Here is an 18,718-nt window from a genome sequence, read left to right on the forward strand (position 1 = left end):
TAATGAATAAGTTTAATCTAAAGGAAAATATGGATGTAATAGTGGCTTTTGGTGTTGTAGGAATTGTTCTTATGATGATAGTGCCATTACCTACATTTATATTAGATATTTTACTGGCAATTAACATAAGTTTATCTGTGCTAATTTTATTAATGACATTATTTACAACGAATGTACTTGATTTATCTATATTTCCAACAGTGTTACTTGTGACAACACTATTTAGACTGGGATTGAATCTTTCATCAACTAGATTGATTCTAACCCAAGGATATGCAGGTGAAGTTATAGAGGCATTTGGAAGTTTTGTTGTAGGTGGAAATTACGTAGTAGGAATAATTATATTCCTAATTATATTAATTGTTCAATTTGTTGTTATAACTAATGGTTCTGGAAGAGTATCTGAAGTAACAGCTAGATTTACGTTAGATGCCATGCCAGGTAAGCAGATGAGTATAGATGCAGATTTAAATGCAGGAGTTATAGATGATAAAACTGCTAGAAAAAGAAGAAAAGAACTTCAACAAGAAGCTGACTTTTATGGTTCTATGGATGGTGCAAATAAGTTTGTAAAAGGAGATGCTATAGCAGGTCTTATAGTAACTGCAATAAATATTATAGGAGGAATTGTAATAGGCGCTGTGATGCTGAATATGACTCTTATGGGTGCAGCACAGACCTATGTAAGACTTACCATAGGGGATGGTCTTGTAAGTCAGATACCAGCTCTATTAATATCCACATCAGCAGGGATAATTGTAACAAGAGCCTCTACTGATGAAAACTTTGGTGACTTAGTAGGTAAACAATTAACAGCAATACCAAAGGCAATCATGATGACTGGATGTGTTTTAATTGTACTTGGTATGATGCCAGGACTACCTAAACCAGCATTTTTTTCACTGGGTATAGGTGCAATAGCAGCAGGTTATTTTTTAGGAAGAGAAAAGAAAGATACTTTAGAAGATTTAGAGTTTGAAAAACCTGATATGGTAAATCCGGATAAAAACGAAGTAGAAGATGTAACAAACTTAATAAATGTAGAATCTATAGAAGTAGAAATTGGATATGGGTTAATATCTTTGGCTGATGAATCAGCAGGAGGAGACTTGCTTCAGAGAATAGCATCAATAAGAAGACAGTGTGCTATAGACATGGGTATAGTTGTACAACCTATAAGAATAAGAGATAATTTACAATTAAATCCAAACCAATACAATATAAAGATAAAAGGCAATGTAGTTGGTGGGTACGAGATAATGCCTAATATGATTTTATGTATGGACCCTATGAATCAAGGTTTTAATATATTTGGAATAAAGACAATTGAGCCTACTTTTGGAATAGAAGCACTTTGGATAGAAAGTGACAAGGTAGAAGATGCAGAGTTAAAAGGTTATACAGTGGTAGATTCATCTACAATACTTATAACTCACTTACTAGATATAATAAAATCCAATGCACATGAGTTATTGGGAAGACAAGAGGTTAAGACTATTATAGATGCAGCAAGAGAAAATTATAGTGCTGTAGTTGATGAGTTAATACCAGACTTAATGACACTTGGTGAAGTTCAAAAAGTACTTAAAAATCTGTTAAGAGAAAAAGTGAATATAAAGGATAGGGTTACAATACTTGAAACACTTGCAGACCAGTCTAGAAACACCAAAGATATAGAGCTTCTTACTGAATATGTGAGAATAGCTTTGGCTAGAAGTATTTGTACAAATTTGGTAGATGAAGACAAGTCAATTACAGTGGCTACATTGTCTCCAGAAACGGAGGAATTAGTATCTAATAATTTACAGAGGTCTGTAAATGGAACTTATCCAGCCGTTGACCCAGAAAACACAAACAAAATATTTGAGAGTATACAAGATGTAATGAGTAATGTATATTTCAATCATAATATACCAGTAATAGTAGTATCACCAAAGATAAGAGCACCATTTAGAAAATTAGTTGAGATTGTATATCCTAATTTGACTGTATTATCATTAAACGAAATACCTAACGATGTTAAAATCAAAGCAGAAGGTGTGGTGAGCATATATGATGACGAAAAAGTATACAGCTGATACAATTCAGGATGCTATGAATCTAGCCAAAATGGAATTAGGTGACAATATTACATTAATAGATAAAAAAGAAGTAAGAAAATCTGGCATACGAGGTATTTTTTCAAAGAAAGATATTGAATTAACTGTTGGATGGGAAAAGAGAGATAATATAGAACAAAAAGATTTAAAACGAGAGATAGAACAATTAAAGTCAATTATAAGTAACATGGGGTTTGATAATAAAAATGATAATGATATAGACAAAATATGTAAGAACCTACTAAATTTAGAGTTAAATGAAGAAATTGTAGACTTTATAAGAGCTGATTTACAAGAAATGAAGTTCAATGGAGTTGATACAAGTAAAAATTTAGTAGAAAGCCTAAAGAAAAAGATTAAAATAGAAAATCAAACAATAACTGGAAAAATTGCTCTAGTTGGACCACCAGGAGTAGGTAAAACAACTACAATAGCAAAGTTAGCCGCTAAATTAGTCTTTGAGGAAAATAAAAAAGTAGGTGTAATAACTATAGATACCTATAGGATTGGTGCTGTAGAGCAGTTAAGGATATATACTGATATAATGAATATTCCTTTTAAAGGGGTAATAAGCCCTGATGAGATGGAGTTGGCACTTGATGAGATGAAAGATTGTGATGTTGTATTGATAGATACTACAGGTAGAGGTTATAAAAGTTCTATGCAAATACTAGAAATCAAAAACCTTATAGATAAAGCTGAAACTGATAATATACATTTGGTTTTGAATTGTACAACGAAAGAAACTGATACAAAAGCTATTATAGATTCGTATAGAAATGTGAACTTTAAAAGCTTAATAATTACAAAACTAGATGAAACAATTACATATGGCTCAATATTTAACATAATGAATTATGCACAAAAACCAATATCATATATTACAACAGGACAAAATGTTCCTGATGATATTATAAAACCTAATGAAGATAAGATTATAAGACTACTATTAGGAGTTGAAAGTATATGATGGACCAAGCTCAAATCTTGAGAAAAATGGCAATAGAAAAAAAAGGACTTGATGAATCTATTACAGAGAATAGAAATATACCTAAGATAATTACAATAGCTTCTGGCAAAGGTGGAGTTGGAAAGAGTAATCTAGCTACAAATTTGTCTATATGCTTGACTAAACTTAATAAAAAAGTTCTTATATTAGATGCAGATATAGGAATGTCTAATATAGATATAATAATGGGCGTAAATGTAAAAGGAACCATAATTGATGTAATTAATGGTGAAAAAAATATAGAAGATATAATTTCACAGACTAAATATGGTGTAAACATAATCTCTGGAGGTTCTGCTCTTAATCATATAGAAGACTTTACAGAAGCTCAAAGAAATAAGTTTATACATAGCATAGAACAGATTCATGATGTGGATTTTATAATAATTGATACAGGAGCTGGTATGAGTAAAAGTCTATTGTCATTTATATACTGTAGTACTGAATTTTTCTTAATAACAACACCAGAACCTACATCATTGACTGATGCATACAGCCTATTAAAAGCCATAAGTAATTTTGGTATAAAGAGAAGTGCAAACATAATAATCAATAGAGTGATTAATTTAGAAGAGGCAAAAACTACATATAACAGAATAAATATGGTTGTAGATAAATTTTTAAATCTTAATTTAGAATTGTATGGATATATAATAGAGGATAAAAAAGTGAGTGTATGTGTAAAGAAACAGATACCATTTATTCTAGAATACCCTACAAGTATTGCATCAAAATGCATTATATCTATAGCAAAGAGAATGGTAAGTCAGCCAAAAGAACAGCAAAAAGAAGAGCTTATTGATAATAAAGGTTTACTAAGAAAAATGTTTAGTATATTTAAAAGCTAAGGAGGCGTAATTTAATGAATAGAGAAGAATTAATAAAAGAGAATATGCCTCTTGTAAAGAGTATAGCAAGAAAATTTTTTATACCAGGGAAAGGCTTTGAATATCAAGATTTAGTAAATAGTGGAGTCATAGGGTTGATTGATGCAATAAATAAATTTGATGTTGAAAAAGGAGCAAAGTTCTCTAGTTATTCCTATATAAAGATAAAATCTGCTATATTAGATGAAATCAGAAATCAAAGTCCAATTTCTAAACATAACTTAACGAAAGTAAATAAATATAATAAAGTAATAGAAAAATTGCAAGCTGAATTATTAAGAGAACCGACTTCACATGAAATTGCAAGCGAATTAAATATTTCAAAAAAGGAACTCAATGATATTGAAAGTAATATAGATATGTTAAATATTGTGTCATTAAATCATGTAATCTTTGAAGATACAAATGAAACTATACAAGATGTAATAAGTTATAAAGAGGAATATACTCCAGCAAACATAATAGAAGAAGAAGAAAAGTTAGATATTCTATCTAAAGCAATTAATAACTTAAGAGAAAAGGAAAAATTAATACTTTCACTGTACTATTATGAAGATTTAAATCTAAAGGAGATAGGGAAAGTGCTAGGTGTTTCAGAATCAAGAGTTTCACAACTCCATAGAAAATCAATAAGAAACCTAAGAAGTAAAATAAAAGAACTTAAATATTCTATATAGATGGTGATTGATGTGATGATACAAATTATATTAATAGTAGTGTCTATTTTGATAATAGTAACTATAATTGCAAATTTACATAAGGAATCAAAAAACAAAGATAACAGGTACTTTGATAAAATATTTGAACAGGAATATGAGGCAAATGATAGATTGGTAGTTGCAGAAAAAAGAAGATTTTTTTTAGATAAAGTGATTGCTGAAATAAAAAGTAATAATTATATGAAAGTTTATGAAAATTATAACTTAATAAAGACTAGTTCAGTAAAGAAAGAAGATATTTTTATAGAATCAAAACAGGAAATAAAAAAAGAAAATGAGCTATCTCTTAAAGTGAAACATCTTATAAATTCAGGTTATGAGGATGTGGAAATATGCAAGATGTTAGGTATTGGAAAGGGTGAACTGTCATTAATAAGGAGTTGTTACAAGATATAAGAACATTATTGTTTGATAAAAAAGTCCTTTTAGGAATAGGGATTGGTATATTAATATCAACTCTATGTATAATGCTTTTTAGTAATAATGATATGAGTAAAGCAGAAATAGAAAAAAAGGCAAGAGAGCTAGGTATGAAATATGCAAGTGAGATGAAGGTTTTAGAATAGATAATATTGTTGGATAATTTACAAAAAAGGAGGTCATAACGTGATAAGAGGATTATATACAGCAGTTTCTGCAATGATAACTAATCAACAAAAGCAAAATGTTGTTGTCAATAACTTAGCAAATATGGATACTAATGGATATAAGAATAAACTACTTCTAACTAAAAGTTTTGATGAATTACAGTTAGATAGTTACAATAATTATGTGAATGGAACTAAACAAAAGCAAGAAATAGGCAAGTTAAGTCCAGGTGTTTCTATGGATGAAACTATCACAAATTTTAACCAAGGTCCTATAAAAACAACTGATAATAAAATGGATGTAGCTATCCAAGGTAAGGGATTTTTTCTAGTTAGTGATGCAGCTGGGAATCAATTTTATACCAGAAATGGTAACTTTAGAACAGATAATCAGGGTGACCTCATAACTAGTGAAGGATATTATGTACTTGGAACAAATACTGCAACCGGTGCTGTAGGACATATAAATGTTGGCAATAAAAAATTTGAAGTAGCAAAAGATAATACAATATCACTGGACGGAAATGCTATGTACAAATTTAATATGGTAGATTTTAATGATTATAATAAATTAAAAAAAGAAGGAGATAACTTGTATTCTGGAGGAGGAGCTGTAAAGGCAAATAATGCACTTACAATACAGAGTGCAGTAGAGTCTTCGAATGTAGATATTGTGTCTGAAATTAATAATATGATGACAATATCAAGAGAATACGAGGCAAATCAAAAAATAATTCAAGCTATGGATTCTAAATTGGCAAAGATAGCGAGTGAGATTGGCTCAGTAAGATAGATAATAGGAGGTGAATTTTTATGTACACAATGTTTTATACTAGTAAAACAGCTTTATCAGCAAATCAAAGTAAATTAGATGTAATATCTAATAATATAGCAAATAATGATTCCAATGGATATAAAAAAATAAATATGGAATACTCTGACTTAGTAGATGAAGTACTAAATAGACCATCATACCCTACAAATGGTAAAGATATATCAACTGGAACTGGAGCTAAGGCATCAGCCCCTATGAGAAATTATGAACAAGGTGCATTGGCACCCACAGGTAGTAAGAGTGATTTAGCAATAGATGGAGAAGGATTCTTTAGAGTAATAAGAAAAGATGGTACATATGCATATACAAGAGATGGTGGCTTTAATGTAGATGCTTTAGGTAAGATTGTAGATGCTAATGGAAATATATTAGATGTTCAATTTGATGCAGGATATAACTATAATAATACAAATATAGATAACACAAACTTAACAGTTGCAAGAAATGGAGATTTATCTGTAGATAATAAGAAAATAGGCAAAATCAATTTATATCAACCTATAGGAACTCAAAATTTCATCTCTGAAGGTGATAGTTTATTTGTTTCAACTGATGCAGCACAGATTAAACAAGTTGATAAGGTGGATATAGTTCAAGGATATAGAGAGAGGTCAAATGTTTCTTTACAAGACGAATTTGTTGACTTAATAGCCACTCAAAGAGCATTTCAAATGAATTCAAAAGGAATAAAGACAGCAGATGAAATGTGGCAAATAGCTAATAATTTAAGAGCTAAATAATTATGTAAGGTGAGGAATATTCATGTATGATATGAAAGATTATGATTTCGGCAAACCTCAGAGTTATTCAAGAGAAAATTTAACATGTTTAAATTTTTTATTAGCTGAATTCTGTAAAAAGTATAAAAATTATATAATTTATGAACTTAAGTGTAATTCTAGTATGATAGTTGAGAGTATAGACCAAGTAAATTATCAAACTTTTTTAGATAGAATAACATCTTCATGTATAATAGTACAAAATTCGATGGAACCTATCATGAAAAATTTTTCTTTTAGAATAGATAGAAGTGTAGCTGATATGTGGATTGACGTGACAGCTGGCGGTAATGGAGTTGTAAAAGATAACAATAGAGAACTTACAGAACTTGATAAGAAAGTGCTTTTACATCTTATGGAGGATTTAGTAAGAAATATGCATTTATTTGAAGGATTTGAAAAAATACAAGTATTAGATACACATACACATATTAATTTACCGCAATTGTGTTCTCCAACTGCACCTGTATGCGTTGTAGATTTAAAGGTGGTAAATGATAATAAATATGTTGGTAGTGTTTCTCTTTGTTTTCCATATAATGCCTTAGAGGCTATGTTGGAGAGTATTTCTGTTGTAGAATTTTTAGACATGGATGCAGGTGATAACTCAGAAGAATTTACTAATAAAATATACAATAGTGTATCTAATATAGAATTAGCAATTATTGCAGAGATAGGAAAAGTATCCATTAATGTTGAAGATTTACTTAAGTTAGAGGTTGGAGATGTAATAGTAACAAATAAAAAAATAAATGATTATATAGATGTATTTGTAGAAAATTCAAAATCATACACAGCAACGCCAGGATTTATATCAAGTAAAAAAGGTGTGAAAATAAATGATGCTGTCAGAAAAGAGGTATAGTTATGGATAATAGTAATCTTATTTCAGATGAAGAAGCAAAGATGTTATTAAATGATAAAGTTGAAAGTGAAATTGATGGAGATGATGAACTAGCTTTAGATGTCTCTGAAGCTAATAAAAATAATATACAAAGAATACTTGACCTTAAGTTGGAGTTGTCTGTAGTTATAGGAAGAACGAAGATGAGTCTAAGAGATATTTTGAATCTAAATAAAGGCTCTCTTATTGAACTTGACACTTTAGCAGACCAAGATGTAGAAATACTAATAGACAATAAAGTATTGGCTTATGGAAAAGTAGTGGTAGTAGATTTGAATTTTGGTGTAAAAGTAACAAGTATAGTAAGTGAAGAGGATATGGTGAAATCTCTTGTTTAAAAATAACATTAATTAATACTTAAGGCATGAGGTGGTATTTATTTTAAACTTAAATGATATAAAAAAAGATATATTAAAACTCAATAAAAAAGACTCATGTGCTCTCTATAATGAATCTATTAATAATATAAACAATAATTACATATCAAGTGGATTAAAGTTTTTAAAAGAAGCAAGAGATTTAAATCCAGGTGATGTGGATGTATTAAATCTCATAGGTCTTGTAAATTTATTAAAATGCAATTTTGATGAGGCTGTAGAAAGTTTCTATAAGAGTTTACTTTGTGAAAAAACTGCTCTGTGTGAAAAGTATATAAACATGCTTACATCTGAGGAGTTTTTAATTTTCTTTGAAAGGTACAATCAACTTATAAGATTAATCAACAAAGGTATGTATAAACAAGCCATACAAGGCTTTAAACTTATAACAGAGCAATACAGCGATTTAATAGAACCTTATGAGTTGCTTGCCTTACTTTATGATAAGGAAGAAGAGTATATAAAGTTTGATGAATGTGTAGAAGTATTGAAGAACATCGATAAAGAAAATCATTTATTAAATCAAGAAAATGATACATTAGATATATATAATAATGTTAACAGACAAGTTAAAAGTAATGTGAAATCAGATGATTATGAGAATGAACTTGTACATAAAAATATTAATAGTCATAAAATTGATGAAACTATTAATATATCTAAGGAAGTAAGTAAAGATAAGAAACAGAAAAATTTAGATTCTAATAAGAAAAAAAGTATTAGAAAAAATAAGTATTTATATATAGCAATAATATTATGCATATTATTAATAGGACAAAATATATATAGTTCTTATAGGACGAATAATTTAACTAATAAAATATCTAAAAATAATGAAACTAAAGACAAAGAGTCAATAGATTCTAGTTTGAGTAAGAAAGAAAATAATAAAGAAGAAAACGAGAGTGTTGATAAAACTCTTAATACCAATAACACTAAAAATATTAATAAAGAGGATGTAAAATCCAAAAAAAACACTGTAGAAGATGAGAATGAAAGTGATAAAGAGTCTAATTTATTTACAGAAGATGAATTGATGTCTAAGGCAAATACCTTAAAGTCAGAAAAGCAAACCAAATCTTCTATACAATTATATAAAAAAGTTGTAGATGTAGGTAAAAATAAGGGAAATACATCAGAGGCAACTTACCAAGTTGCTGTTCTTAGTGAAAAGTTAAAAGACTATGATACTGCTGAAGAATATTACAAAATGTATGTAGAAAATTATTCAGAAAAAGATTCATATTTTGATGAATCCTATTATAACTTAGGTATGATGTATTATAATAAAGGAGATTTACAAAATTCTAAATTAACATTAAAAAAATTAGTTAATAAGGTACCTAATAGCATGTATAATAATTCAAAAGTGAAAGAAATTTTGAAAGAAGAATAATTAAATTAGATAAGAAAGAGAAATTATTTTATTTTAAAACAATTTCCTTATAATATATTGACATACTATTTTAAAAAATTTAAAATATTAACTATAAAATGAGGAGGGATAAAAATGGAGTTTGAAAAAGGGAGTATTTCAATTCATACAGAAAATATTTTTCCTATAATTAAAAAATGGTTATATTCTGATAAAGACATATTTATAAGAGAGCTTATAAGTAATGGATGTGATGCAGTAAATAAACACAAAAGACTTGTATCATTAGGAGAAATATCAGAAAACGAACCATCAGATTATAAAATTACAGTATCTGTAAATAAAGGGAAAGGCACACTTAAATTTATTGACAATGGAATTGGTATGACTGAAGAAGAGATAAAAAAATACATAAATCAAGTTGCTTTTTCAGGTGCTGAGGATTTCTTTAATAAATATAAGGATAAGATGGAAGAATCAAATGACATAATAGGTCACTTTGGATTAGGATTTTATTCTGCATTCATGGTGTCTAAAAAAGTTCAAATAGACACACTTTCATATACAGAAGGAGCAATTCCAGTAAGATGGATATCTGAAGGTGGTACAGAATATGAAATATCTGAATCAGATGCTAGACATGAGAGAGGAACTACTATAACATTATTTATTGATGATGATAGTAAGGAATTCTTAGATGAATTTACTGTAAGAGGGATAATAGATAAGTATTGTTCTTTCTTACCAGTAGAAATATATCTAGAAGATGTTGAAAGATTAGAAAGAGAAGCTAAGGAAGCAGAAGAAAAAGCTAAAAAACAAAAAGAAGATGGAAAAGAAGAAGAAGTTGTGGATGTAAAGGTAATTGAGCCTTTAAACGATACTAATCCTCTATGGCTAAAATCTCCAAAAGATTGTACTGATGATGAATACAAAGAGTTTTACAGAAAAGTATTCCATGTATTTGATGAGCCTTTATTCTGGATACATCTAAATGTAGATTATCCTTTTAACTTAAAGGGTATACTTTACTTCCCTAAATTAAAAAATGAGTTTGAATTGACAGAGGGAAAAGTAAAATTATACAATAATCAAGTGTTTGTAGCTGATAATATAAAAGAAGTTATACCAGAATTTTTACTTTTATTAAAAGGTGTAATAGACTGCCCAGATTTACCATTAAATGTATCAAGAAGCTTTTTACAAAATGATAGAGATGTAAGTAAAATTTCTAAACATATAATTAAAAAAGTGGCTGACAAGTTAAAGTCTCTTTGCAAAAATGAAAGAGAAGAATACAATAAGTTTTGGGATGATATACAAATATTTATTAAATATGGTTGCTTAAAAGATGAAAGTTTCTACGAAAAAGTAAAAGAATGTATATTATTTAAAACTATTAATGATGAATATATAACATTACAAGATTATTTAGAGAAATGTAAGGACAAGCATGAAAATAAAGTATTCTATGTAAGTGACAAGGAACAACAATCACAATACATTAAGTTATTTAAAGAATACGACTTAAATGCTGTTGTATTAAACTCATCAATAGACACTCACTTTATTTCATTTATGGAGTATAAGGAAAATGGTGTTAAGTTTAATAGAATAGATGCAGACCTTTCTGATGTATTAAAAGACAAAAATGAAAACAAAGATAGTGAAGAAAATAAAGAAGAAATAGCAAAAATAGAAAGTTTATTTAAAGAGGCTGTTGGAGAAAGAGTGAAGAATTATTCTGTAGAAGGACTAAAAAATGAAGATACTCCAGCTATGGTATTAGTATCTGAACAATCTATAAGAATGTCAGAAATGCAGTCAAGATTTGCTGGAATGGATTTAGGAATGAACTTTGAGGAAGAAAAGACTCTTGTGATAAATGAGAATAGCCCAATTATTAAAAAATTAGTTTCTCTTAAAGATAATGAAGAAAAGAAAGATAAAGTTGCACTTATCTGTAATCAAATAGCAGATTTAGCTTTACTTTCTAATAAAGAATTAAAACCAGATGAATTAGATTCATTTGTTCAAAGAAGTAATAAACTTATGAAGATGTTAATAGAATTATAAGATTAAATATATTAAAGTAAATTTGTAAAAAATATCTAATATTATGAGAAGAGTTATTTTAAGATAATTGAAATTATCTTTGTGTAACTCTTCTTTATTTTTTATCTTTGATTAAAGTTTCAAATATTTAAATAGATTACAATTAAAAATTTAATTTGGTTAAATAGAGATAACTTGATATAGCATAAAATAATACATATAATTAAGTAAAAGATTGTTTTGTAATTTATGTTTTAATACATAATTACGCTGTGTTGAAAAATAAAATTATTACTAAAGTAGAAATAGGAGGTCTTGGCATGAATTTTAATTATAACTTACCAGTAAACATATTGTTTGGGAGAGGTAGAATCAATGATGTAGGAAAAGAAGTATCTAAATACGGTAAAAAAGTATTGATTGTAACTGGCAAAAATAGTACAAAGAAAACTGGATTACTTGATAAAACAATAGACTTACTAAAAGACTCTAAAATAGAATATGAAGTTTTTGATAAAGTAGAACAAAATCCTCTTATAACTACTATATATTCAGGTGTAGAAATTATAAAAGCAACTGGATGTGATTGTGTCTTAGGTCTTGGTGGAGGAAGTATAATGGATGCTGCTAAGAGTATTGCTTTTTCTTATAAAAATCCAGGAGATTTAAATGAATATATATTTGGAATCAGACAAGGAGAAGAAGCTTTACCTATAATCTTAGTTCCAACTACATCAGGTACAGGTAGCGAAGGAAATTGTTTTGCAGTACTTACAAATTCAGAAACTAAAGACAAAAAATCTATAAAAAAGAATAGTATGTATGCAAGGGCATCAATAATTGACCCAGAACTTATGGTTACAATGCCAAAGCATATAATTGCATCGGTTGGGTTTGATGCACTTGCTCATAATATGGAAGCCTATCTTTCTAATGGAAGAAATCCTCTTGCAGATGTACAGGCTATTTACGGGATTGAACTTATATCAGAAAACCTAGTAAGGGTATATAATAATGTAGATGACTTAGAAGCATGGGAGAAAATAACACTTGCAAGCACTATTGGAGGCATGACAATTGGTACAGCAGGTACAGCCTTGCCACATGGAATGGAACATCCTGTAAGTGGGCTTAGAGATGTAATGCATGGAAAAGGACTTGCAGCTTTGACTCCAAGTATTGTAGAAAGTTCATGGGATAGTGATATTGAAAGATTTGGGAAGATATCAAAGATATTAGGAGGAACTTGTGCAGAAGATTGTTCAGATGCAATTAGAAATTTCCTTAAAAAAATAGATTTAGATATAAAACTAAGTGATTTGGGTGTTGAAAAATCAGATATAGACTGGTTAACTGATAATTGCATGAAAATATCAGCTGCAAATATTAAGAGACATCCAAAAACTTTTAATAAGGAACAAATAAGGGAAATATACCACAAATCTCTATAACTTAACATTATGTATTTAATTTTAAGGTAAAAAAATTTATTATCAGCAAGAAACTTATAACTGATAGTGTACATATAGTAAATTTATCTTAAACTTTTATTTTACTTTCTAATAAATAAAGAGGGTTAAAAAAGGGAAGATTAACTAAGTAATATTTTATAAAAATCTTCAATTTAAAAACTTTAAGTAGAGGTGAAATAAATGTTTAATCCCAAAAGAATAATATTCGAAAAAAGTACCTTAGATACTGATGTCGGTAAAAATATATATGATAAGTTTAAAGATAAAAAAGATGTAGAGATAATTAATATATCCTCAAATAGAATTAAGGAACATATTCCAGGTGAAAATCTATATGAACAATACAGAAGTGGAAAACAGACCATGGTAGTTGGGATTAGGAAAAGTATGAAGTTTCAAACATGTAAACCTTCTGCTAATTATCAACTACCACTTGTTAGTGGATGTATGGGAAGATGTGAATATTGTTATTTAAACACACAATTAGGTGATAAACCATTTATAAGGGTATTTGTAAATATAGATGAAATACTTGAACAAACAAAGAAATATATTGAAGATAGAAAACCACAAGTTACTATATTTGAAGGTGCAGCTACATCAGATCCAGTTCCAGTAGAACCATATACTAATTCATTGAAAAAAACAATAGAATTTTTTGGAAGAGAAGAAAAAGGAAGATTTAGATTTGTTACTAAATACAGTGATGTAGATAGCTTATTGGATGCCAAACATAATAATCATACAGAAATACGATTCAGTATAAACACTCCTAGAATTATAGATGGGCATGAGCATTATACAGCATCTGCTAATAAAAGAATAGAATCAGCTGTAAAACTTGCTAAAGCTGGCTATCAGATTGGTTTTATAATAGCACCTGTGTTTCTATATGAAGGTTGGAAAGAAGAATATAGAAGTCTTATTAGAAACATAAAAGAAGCTTTACCAAAGGATTTTGATAGAAAAATTATATTTGAAGTTATATCTCATAGATATACTACTAAAGCGAAGAATAGAATATTAGAAATTTATCCAGACACATTGTTGCCAATGGAAAATGAAGATAGAAAGTTTAAATATGGTCAATTTGGATATGGCAAGTATGTGTATGATAAAGAACAAATAGATGATATGAAAGATTTTTTTCATAAGGAGATAAATGAAGTATTTGAAAATAGTTTAATAAAATATATAATATAGCAAATCTTTAGATAAGATTTGCTATATTTTATGTTTATATGTATTTTATTTGCTTAAAAAGTGATAAAACTCAGTACTATTATATAAAAAATTAAAAAGGGCATTGTATATCAAGAACATTTTTTTTAGTTTTGATAATATAAAGGTATAAGATTAATAAAAATATTAGGAGGTACTTATAACTTGCATGCATGGGAATCTATTCAAATCACATTAGACTTAATAGAAGAAAAGTTATCAGAAGAAATATCAATTAGTAAACTAGCAAATGAGGCAAACTTATCACCATTTTATTATCAAAGACTATTTAAAAGATTAGTAAATAAAACCGTAATGGAGTATATAAAACTTCGTCGTCTTGCAAAAGCTTCTGAACATTTAGCAGAACATAAGAATCGTATACTTGATGTAGCCTTAAGTTTTGGATTTGAAAGCCATGAGACGTTTACACGTGCTTTTAAAAAAGCATATGGATTAACTCCAGAAGAATATAGAGCAAATCCAGTAAAACTCAATCACTTTGTTAAGCCAGAATTAATTTTAAATTACATTATGGTTGATGAAGGCGTGCCATTAATTGCAGATGATATAGTAATTGAAGTAACTCGCAGAAAATTGAGTAATCCAAGGACTTTTATTGGAATAGAGGGAGAAATACCTATTTGTCAATTAATGGGAGGTGAAACAACTGGTATCGCAACAGCAAAGGAATTATGGATGGAACTTGGAAATCAAAAACATAATATACCAAATAAAATCCCAGATGGAAATGAATTTGCTGCTCTTTATATGGGAAATACAAAAGAAGGAAATTGTATGTATATGGCAGGGATAGAAGTGGAGCCAGGTACATTGGTGGAAGGATACAGTACTTTTGAGTTACCAGCTAAAGAGTATTTAGTATGTGGATTTGAAGCAGAAAATTTTAATGAGTTAGTTGATTCAGCTGTTTTTAAAGCGGATAAGTTTATGGAAAGATGGATGAAGAATCATAATTTAATAGCCACTGATTTTGCGATTGAAATGTATTATCCTACTACACCTGAAGTGGCATATATGGAACATTGGACTATTCCAGTGTCTATTGGACAATAGAAAGGGTGATGAATATGGAGTGGCAAGATATGTTTTTTCAAGATAATAAGCCAACACTTGAGCAAATCAAAACATTTATAAATAGCCCATTATGGGACAAGCTAAACAACATCTTGACTTCAACTTATAATGTAGAGCCTAAACTTGAATATAGTAAATGTTCAATGCAAAGAGGTTGGAATATAAAGTACAAAAAAAGAGGTAAATCATTATGTACTTTATATCCACAAGAAGGTTCTTTTAAAGCTTTGGTTATTGTAAATGAGAGTAATAGAGTAGAAGTCGATTTATTTATTAATACTTGTTGTGATTATATTAAACAAATATACAACGAAATAAATTTTTTTAATGGCAGTAAGTGGTTAATGATTCAAATAGATAATATATCTATATTGAATGATACACTTGAACTAATTAAATTTAGAGCTTAGGATATAAAACAGGATGATTTATATACTCATCCTGTTTGCATATTAATTTTTCATAACTTATAGAAATTAGAGAAGCTTTTATATATTAATTTTTCATAATATTATATAGATTTAATTTATCAATTATTATTTAAACTGATTTGATATAGATTTTAAATATATATTTTTTCCTCTATTAGTAAGAGACATAAAAATAATACTCCATAAACAGTTTAGAGTACTTTCTATACTGTCATGTTCATCAAGTTCTTTAGTACCAACTGGTTTATATATAAGTATTGTTAAAATACATTCAATAATATTTTCTAGTTGGTTAGGAATGTTACATTCCTGAATTAAATTAGAGTTTTGAAGATTGATAAAGCTTTCTTTTAAAAACTGCTTAAGTTCCTTTATAAAATCAAGCTGAAATCTATATATTTTAGGGCTTATTTGAGATAACTGGTCATAATGCTTAAAATAGTATGCATTCTCATTTTGAATGTTTAGTGAATTTAAAAATAAATTATTTAAATCCTGTAAGGATTTAGGCATATCTATTTTTTTATAGTTTTTGTGTTTGTATTCAACTACTTCTTCAATCAAATCTTCCTTTTTTTTAAAATAATAAGTTAAGTTACCTACACTCATTCCCAAAGCATCAGCAACATTTCTCATAGATACATTGTTATAGCCATATTCATTAAATAAGTCACGAGCTTTAATTAAAATATCCACTTTTGTCTGTTTTGCCATATTGAATCCTCCAATAAAAATTTATGATAACATTTATTTGACATTTTAGTACATTCGTACTACAATGTCAAGTAAAGTACGAGTGTACTAAAATAATATTTAAGTTATATTGGGAGGTTTTACAATGAGATACAAAAAAGATAATTTAGAACTTTATAAACTTGGACTAGGTTGTGGAGGTATGATACACCTTGATAATAAAGCTGAAAATATAGCTACAATACATGAAGCTTTAGATAGTGGTATCAATATGTTAAACACAGCTGATTTTTATGGAGCAGGTCAAAGTGAAATGATAATAGGTGAAGCTCTTAAGGGCAGAAAAAGAGAAGAGGCTTTTGTATCTGTAAAAATGGGGGCTCTTGTTGCACCTAATGGTCAAATGTATGGTCTTGATGTCAATCCTTTTAATATAAAAAATCATGTAGCACAGACTCTTAAGAGATTAAATCTAGATTACATAGACCTTTATCAGCCTGCAAGGATAGATTTAGCAATACCAGTAGAAGAGACTATTGGAGCTATTTCTGACTTAGTAAAAGAAGGATATATAAAACATATAGGTATTACTCAAGTTGATGAAGAGATTTTAAGAAGAGCTAATAAGGTTCACCATATAAGCCTTATAGAAACGGAGTATTCTTTATTTAATAGAGATATAGAAAAAAATATATTACCAACTGCTAGAGAATTAGGAGTAGGGGTTGTTGCTTTTGGGGCTCTTGCTCATGGTCTTTTAAGTGGAGTATGCTCAAAATCTAATTCTCAAAGATATAAATGGATACCTTTATTCTCTGATGAAAATATAGATAGAAATCTTGAACTTGTAGAGAATTTAAGAGAAATAGCAAATGAAAAAGAAGCTACTATTCCACAAATAGCTCTTGCATGGGTTTTATCAAAAGGTGATGATATTATAACTTTAGTTGGAGCATCAAGAAGGGTCACATTAGAGGACTCTTTAAAAGCTAAAGATATTAAATTGAGCGATGAGAATATAAGAAGAATTGAAAATGCTATAGACAAGAATAAAATTTTAGGTGCAAGTTTTCCAAATATGAGATTTAAGAATGGTAAGGTAGTTAGGTAGGGTAGTATTTAATTTTTAAGCCACTCTTTCACAGGGTGGCTTTTTACACTCAGTTAAATAAACCAATATATAAGTTGCAAATAATCTAATAAACTTCAATTTACTTTATTTTTCGACACTCTTTACAATTAAGTCCACACATGTTTTTTTCTTGCATGTTGATAGCTCCCCAATTAGCAAATTGTTGTAAAATAGGCACAATACTTTTACCTTTACTTGTCAATGTATATTCAACTTTTGGAGGGATTTCATTATATTGTTTACGATGAACAATACCATCAGATTCTAAATCCTTTAATGATTGAGCTAACATAGTATTTGTAATTCCATCTAGTTTTCTTTTTATGCTACTATATCTAATAGGATTATCAACTGCCAACATACATATAATAGGTAATTTCCACTTACCACCAACAATATCTAAAGCATAACGTATTGGACAGGTTAATTCTTCAATATTTGTAGTCATATTCTTTTCATTATCTAAACTCATTATAATTACTCCTTATTTATAGTAGTATCTTTTTTATACTTTATCAGAAAAAACTGCATACTTGTTTTTTCTGTATTTTATATTAAAATTATATCAAAGGATAATCCTTAATACAAGTATTTAAAAGGGGTGTAAAAATTATGAAAGTATTAGAATTTTTGAACAAAGCAGGAGTTTATTATTTAGCAACAGCTGATGAGAACAATCAGGCACATGTGCGTCCTCTAGGGTTTGTTATGGAATATGATGGCAGACTTACATTTTGCACATCTAATCAAAAAGATATGTTTAAGCAACTTATTTTTAATCCAAAGCTTGAGCTTTGCTGTATAGACCAAAAACTTAATACTCTACGTATTTTGGGTGAAGCAGTATTCGTTACATCAAAAGAAACACAAGCTAAGGCACTTGAAATAATGCCAAGTTTAGGTCAGATGTACTCTGTAGGAGATGGCAAATTTGAAATATTCTCTATTGATAAGGCAAAAGTTAGTTGTTGTTCAATGAGTGGGAAAAAGATTGATGTAGAGCTTTAATTATAATGGAATCGATATCCATAGTGAAAATGAAGAA

The 18,718-nt window shown here is 28.5% G+C and carries 20 protein-coding genes; 18 read left to right on the plus strand and 2 right to left on the minus strand.

Annotated features, from left to right (window positions below):
- The first annotated feature begins 2 nt into the window (after nt 1-2).
- From flhA to ACTG45_RS02010, 16 genes are all read left to right on the plus strand, one after another.
- A complete protein-coding gene (gene flhA / locus ACTG45_RS01935) occupies nt 3-2,078 on the plus strand; it encodes a flagellar biosynthesis protein FlhA (RefSeq protein WP_479919691.1) in 2,076 nt (691 codons plus the stop codon).
- Complete coding sequence (flhF, locus tag ACTG45_RS01940; protein ID WP_479919692.1) at nt 2,053-3,069, plus strand: flagellar biosynthesis GTPase FlhF; 1,017 nt, start codon at nt 2,053-2,055, stop codon at nt 3,067-3,069. The genes flhA and flhF overlap by 26 nt, the downstream gene beginning before the upstream one ends.
- On the plus strand, nt 3,066-3,956 hold the full coding sequence (locus ACTG45_RS01945; protein WP_479919693.1) for a MinD/ParA family protein: 891 nt from the start codon (nt 3,066-3,068) through the stop codon (nt 3,954-3,956). Before flhF ends, ACTG45_RS01945 begins: the two co-directional genes overlap by 4 nt.
- Nucleotides 3,957-3,970: 14 nt before the next feature.
- The gene (locus ACTG45_RS01950) at nt 3,971-4,672 is read left to right on the plus strand and encodes a sigma-70 family RNA polymerase sigma factor (protein ID WP_479917962.1); all 702 of its coding nucleotides are present in this window, start codon (nt 3,971-3,973) and stop codon (nt 4,670-4,672) included.
- 15 nt (nt 4,673-4,687) lie between these two features.
- Nucleotides 4,688-5,110, plus strand: a complete 423-nt coding sequence (locus ACTG45_RS01955) for a flagellar protein (RefSeq protein WP_479917963.1) — start codon at nt 4,688-4,690, stop codon at nt 5,108-5,110.
- Between the two features lie 8 nt (nt 5,111-5,118).
- Nucleotides 5,119-5,280 (plus strand): flagellar protein, encoded by a 162-nt coding sequence (locus tag ACTG45_RS01960; protein ID WP_234781078.1) that lies wholly within the window; start codon nt 5,119-5,121, stop codon nt 5,278-5,280.
- A 40-nt stretch (nt 5,281-5,320) separates the two neighbouring features.
- The gene (locus tag ACTG45_RS01965) at nt 5,321-6,094 is read left to right on the plus strand and encodes a flagellar hook-basal body complex protein (protein WP_021382672.1); all 774 of its coding nucleotides are present in this window, start codon (nt 5,321-5,323) and stop codon (nt 6,092-6,094) included.
- 20 nt (nt 6,095-6,114) lie between these two features.
- Complete coding sequence (locus ACTG45_RS01970) at nt 6,115-6,876, plus strand: flagellar hook-basal body complex protein (protein WP_021382724.1); 762 nt, start codon at nt 6,115-6,117, stop codon at nt 6,874-6,876.
- Between the two features lie 22 nt (nt 6,877-6,898).
- Entirely contained in the window at nt 6,899-7,780 is an 882-nt protein-coding gene (locus ACTG45_RS01975) for a FliM/FliN family flagellar motor switch protein (RefSeq protein WP_479919694.1), read from the plus strand.
- Between the two features lie 2 nt (nt 7,781-7,782).
- The gene (locus ACTG45_RS01980) at nt 7,783-8,157 is read left to right on the plus strand and encodes a FliM/FliN family flagellar motor switch protein (protein WP_021382745.1); all 375 of its coding nucleotides are present in this window, start codon (nt 7,783-7,785) and stop codon (nt 8,155-8,157) included.
- Between the two features lie 31 nt (nt 8,158-8,188).
- Nucleotides 8,189-9,592 carry a tetratricopeptide repeat protein gene (locus ACTG45_RS01985; RefSeq protein ID WP_479919695.1) on the plus strand — a complete coding sequence of 468 codons (1,404 nt, stop codon included), beginning with the start codon at nt 8,189-8,191 and terminating at the stop codon, nt 9,590-9,592.
- 114 nt (nt 9,593-9,706) lie between these two features.
- Entirely contained in the window at nt 9,707-11,647 is a 1,941-nt protein-coding gene (gene htpG, locus ACTG45_RS01990; RefSeq protein WP_479919696.1) for a molecular chaperone HtpG, read from the plus strand.
- 299 nt (nt 11,648-11,946) lie between these two features.
- Nucleotides 11,947-13,077, plus strand: a complete 1,131-nt coding sequence (locus tag ACTG45_RS01995) for an iron-containing alcohol dehydrogenase (RefSeq protein ID WP_479919697.1) — start codon at nt 11,947-11,949, stop codon at nt 13,075-13,077.
- 201 nt (nt 13,078-13,278) lie between these two features.
- On the plus strand, nt 13,279-14,301 hold the full coding sequence (splB, locus tag ACTG45_RS02000; protein WP_479919698.1) for a spore photoproduct lyase: 1,023 nt from the start codon (nt 13,279-13,281) through the stop codon (nt 14,299-14,301).
- 183 nt (nt 14,302-14,484) lie between these two features.
- Nucleotides 14,485-15,396: an AraC family transcriptional regulator gene (locus ACTG45_RS02005; RefSeq protein ID WP_479919699.1), complete on the plus strand. Its 912-nt coding sequence runs from the start codon at nt 14,485-14,487 to the stop codon at nt 15,394-15,396.
- Nucleotides 15,397-15,410: 14 nt separating this feature from the next.
- Nucleotides 15,411-15,827 carry a DUF3788 domain-containing protein gene (locus ACTG45_RS02010; RefSeq protein ID WP_479917970.1) on the plus strand — a complete coding sequence of 139 codons (417 nt, stop codon included), beginning with the start codon at nt 15,411-15,413 and terminating at the stop codon, nt 15,825-15,827.
- A 126-nt stretch (nt 15,828-15,953) separates the two neighbouring features.
- Here the strand turns inward: ACTG45_RS02010 and ACTG45_RS02015 are convergent, their stop codons facing one another.
- Nucleotides 15,954-16,562, minus strand: coding sequence for a TetR/AcrR family transcriptional regulator (locus tag ACTG45_RS02015; protein WP_479919700.1), 609 nt, complete (start codon nt 16,560-16,562; stop codon nt 15,954-15,956).
- 124 nt (nt 16,563-16,686) lie between these two features.
- Here ACTG45_RS02015 and ACTG45_RS02020 point away from each other — a divergent pair, with 124 nt between their 5' ends.
- Nucleotides 16,687-17,652 (plus strand): aldo/keto reductase, encoded by a 966-nt coding sequence (locus ACTG45_RS02020; RefSeq protein ID WP_479919701.1) that lies wholly within the window; start codon nt 16,687-16,689, stop codon nt 17,650-17,652.
- Between the two features lie 100 nt (nt 17,653-17,752).
- On the opposite strand, the gene ACTG45_RS02025 is transcribed toward ACTG45_RS02020, so the two are convergent.
- Nucleotides 17,753-18,145, minus strand: coding sequence for a winged helix-turn-helix transcriptional regulator (locus tag ACTG45_RS02025; RefSeq protein ID WP_479919702.1), 393 nt, complete (start codon nt 18,143-18,145; stop codon nt 17,753-17,755).
- 140 nt (nt 18,146-18,285) lie between these two features.
- Between ACTG45_RS02025 and ACTG45_RS02030 the strand changes: the two genes are divergently transcribed.
- The gene (locus tag ACTG45_RS02030; protein ID WP_479919703.1) at nt 18,286-18,681 is read left to right on the plus strand and encodes a pyridoxamine 5'-phosphate oxidase family protein; all 396 of its coding nucleotides are present in this window, start codon (nt 18,286-18,288) and stop codon (nt 18,679-18,681) included.
- Nucleotides 18,682-18,718 lie beyond the last annotated feature (37 nt).

This window comes from Clostridioides sp. LIBA-7602 (assembly GCF_056688945.1).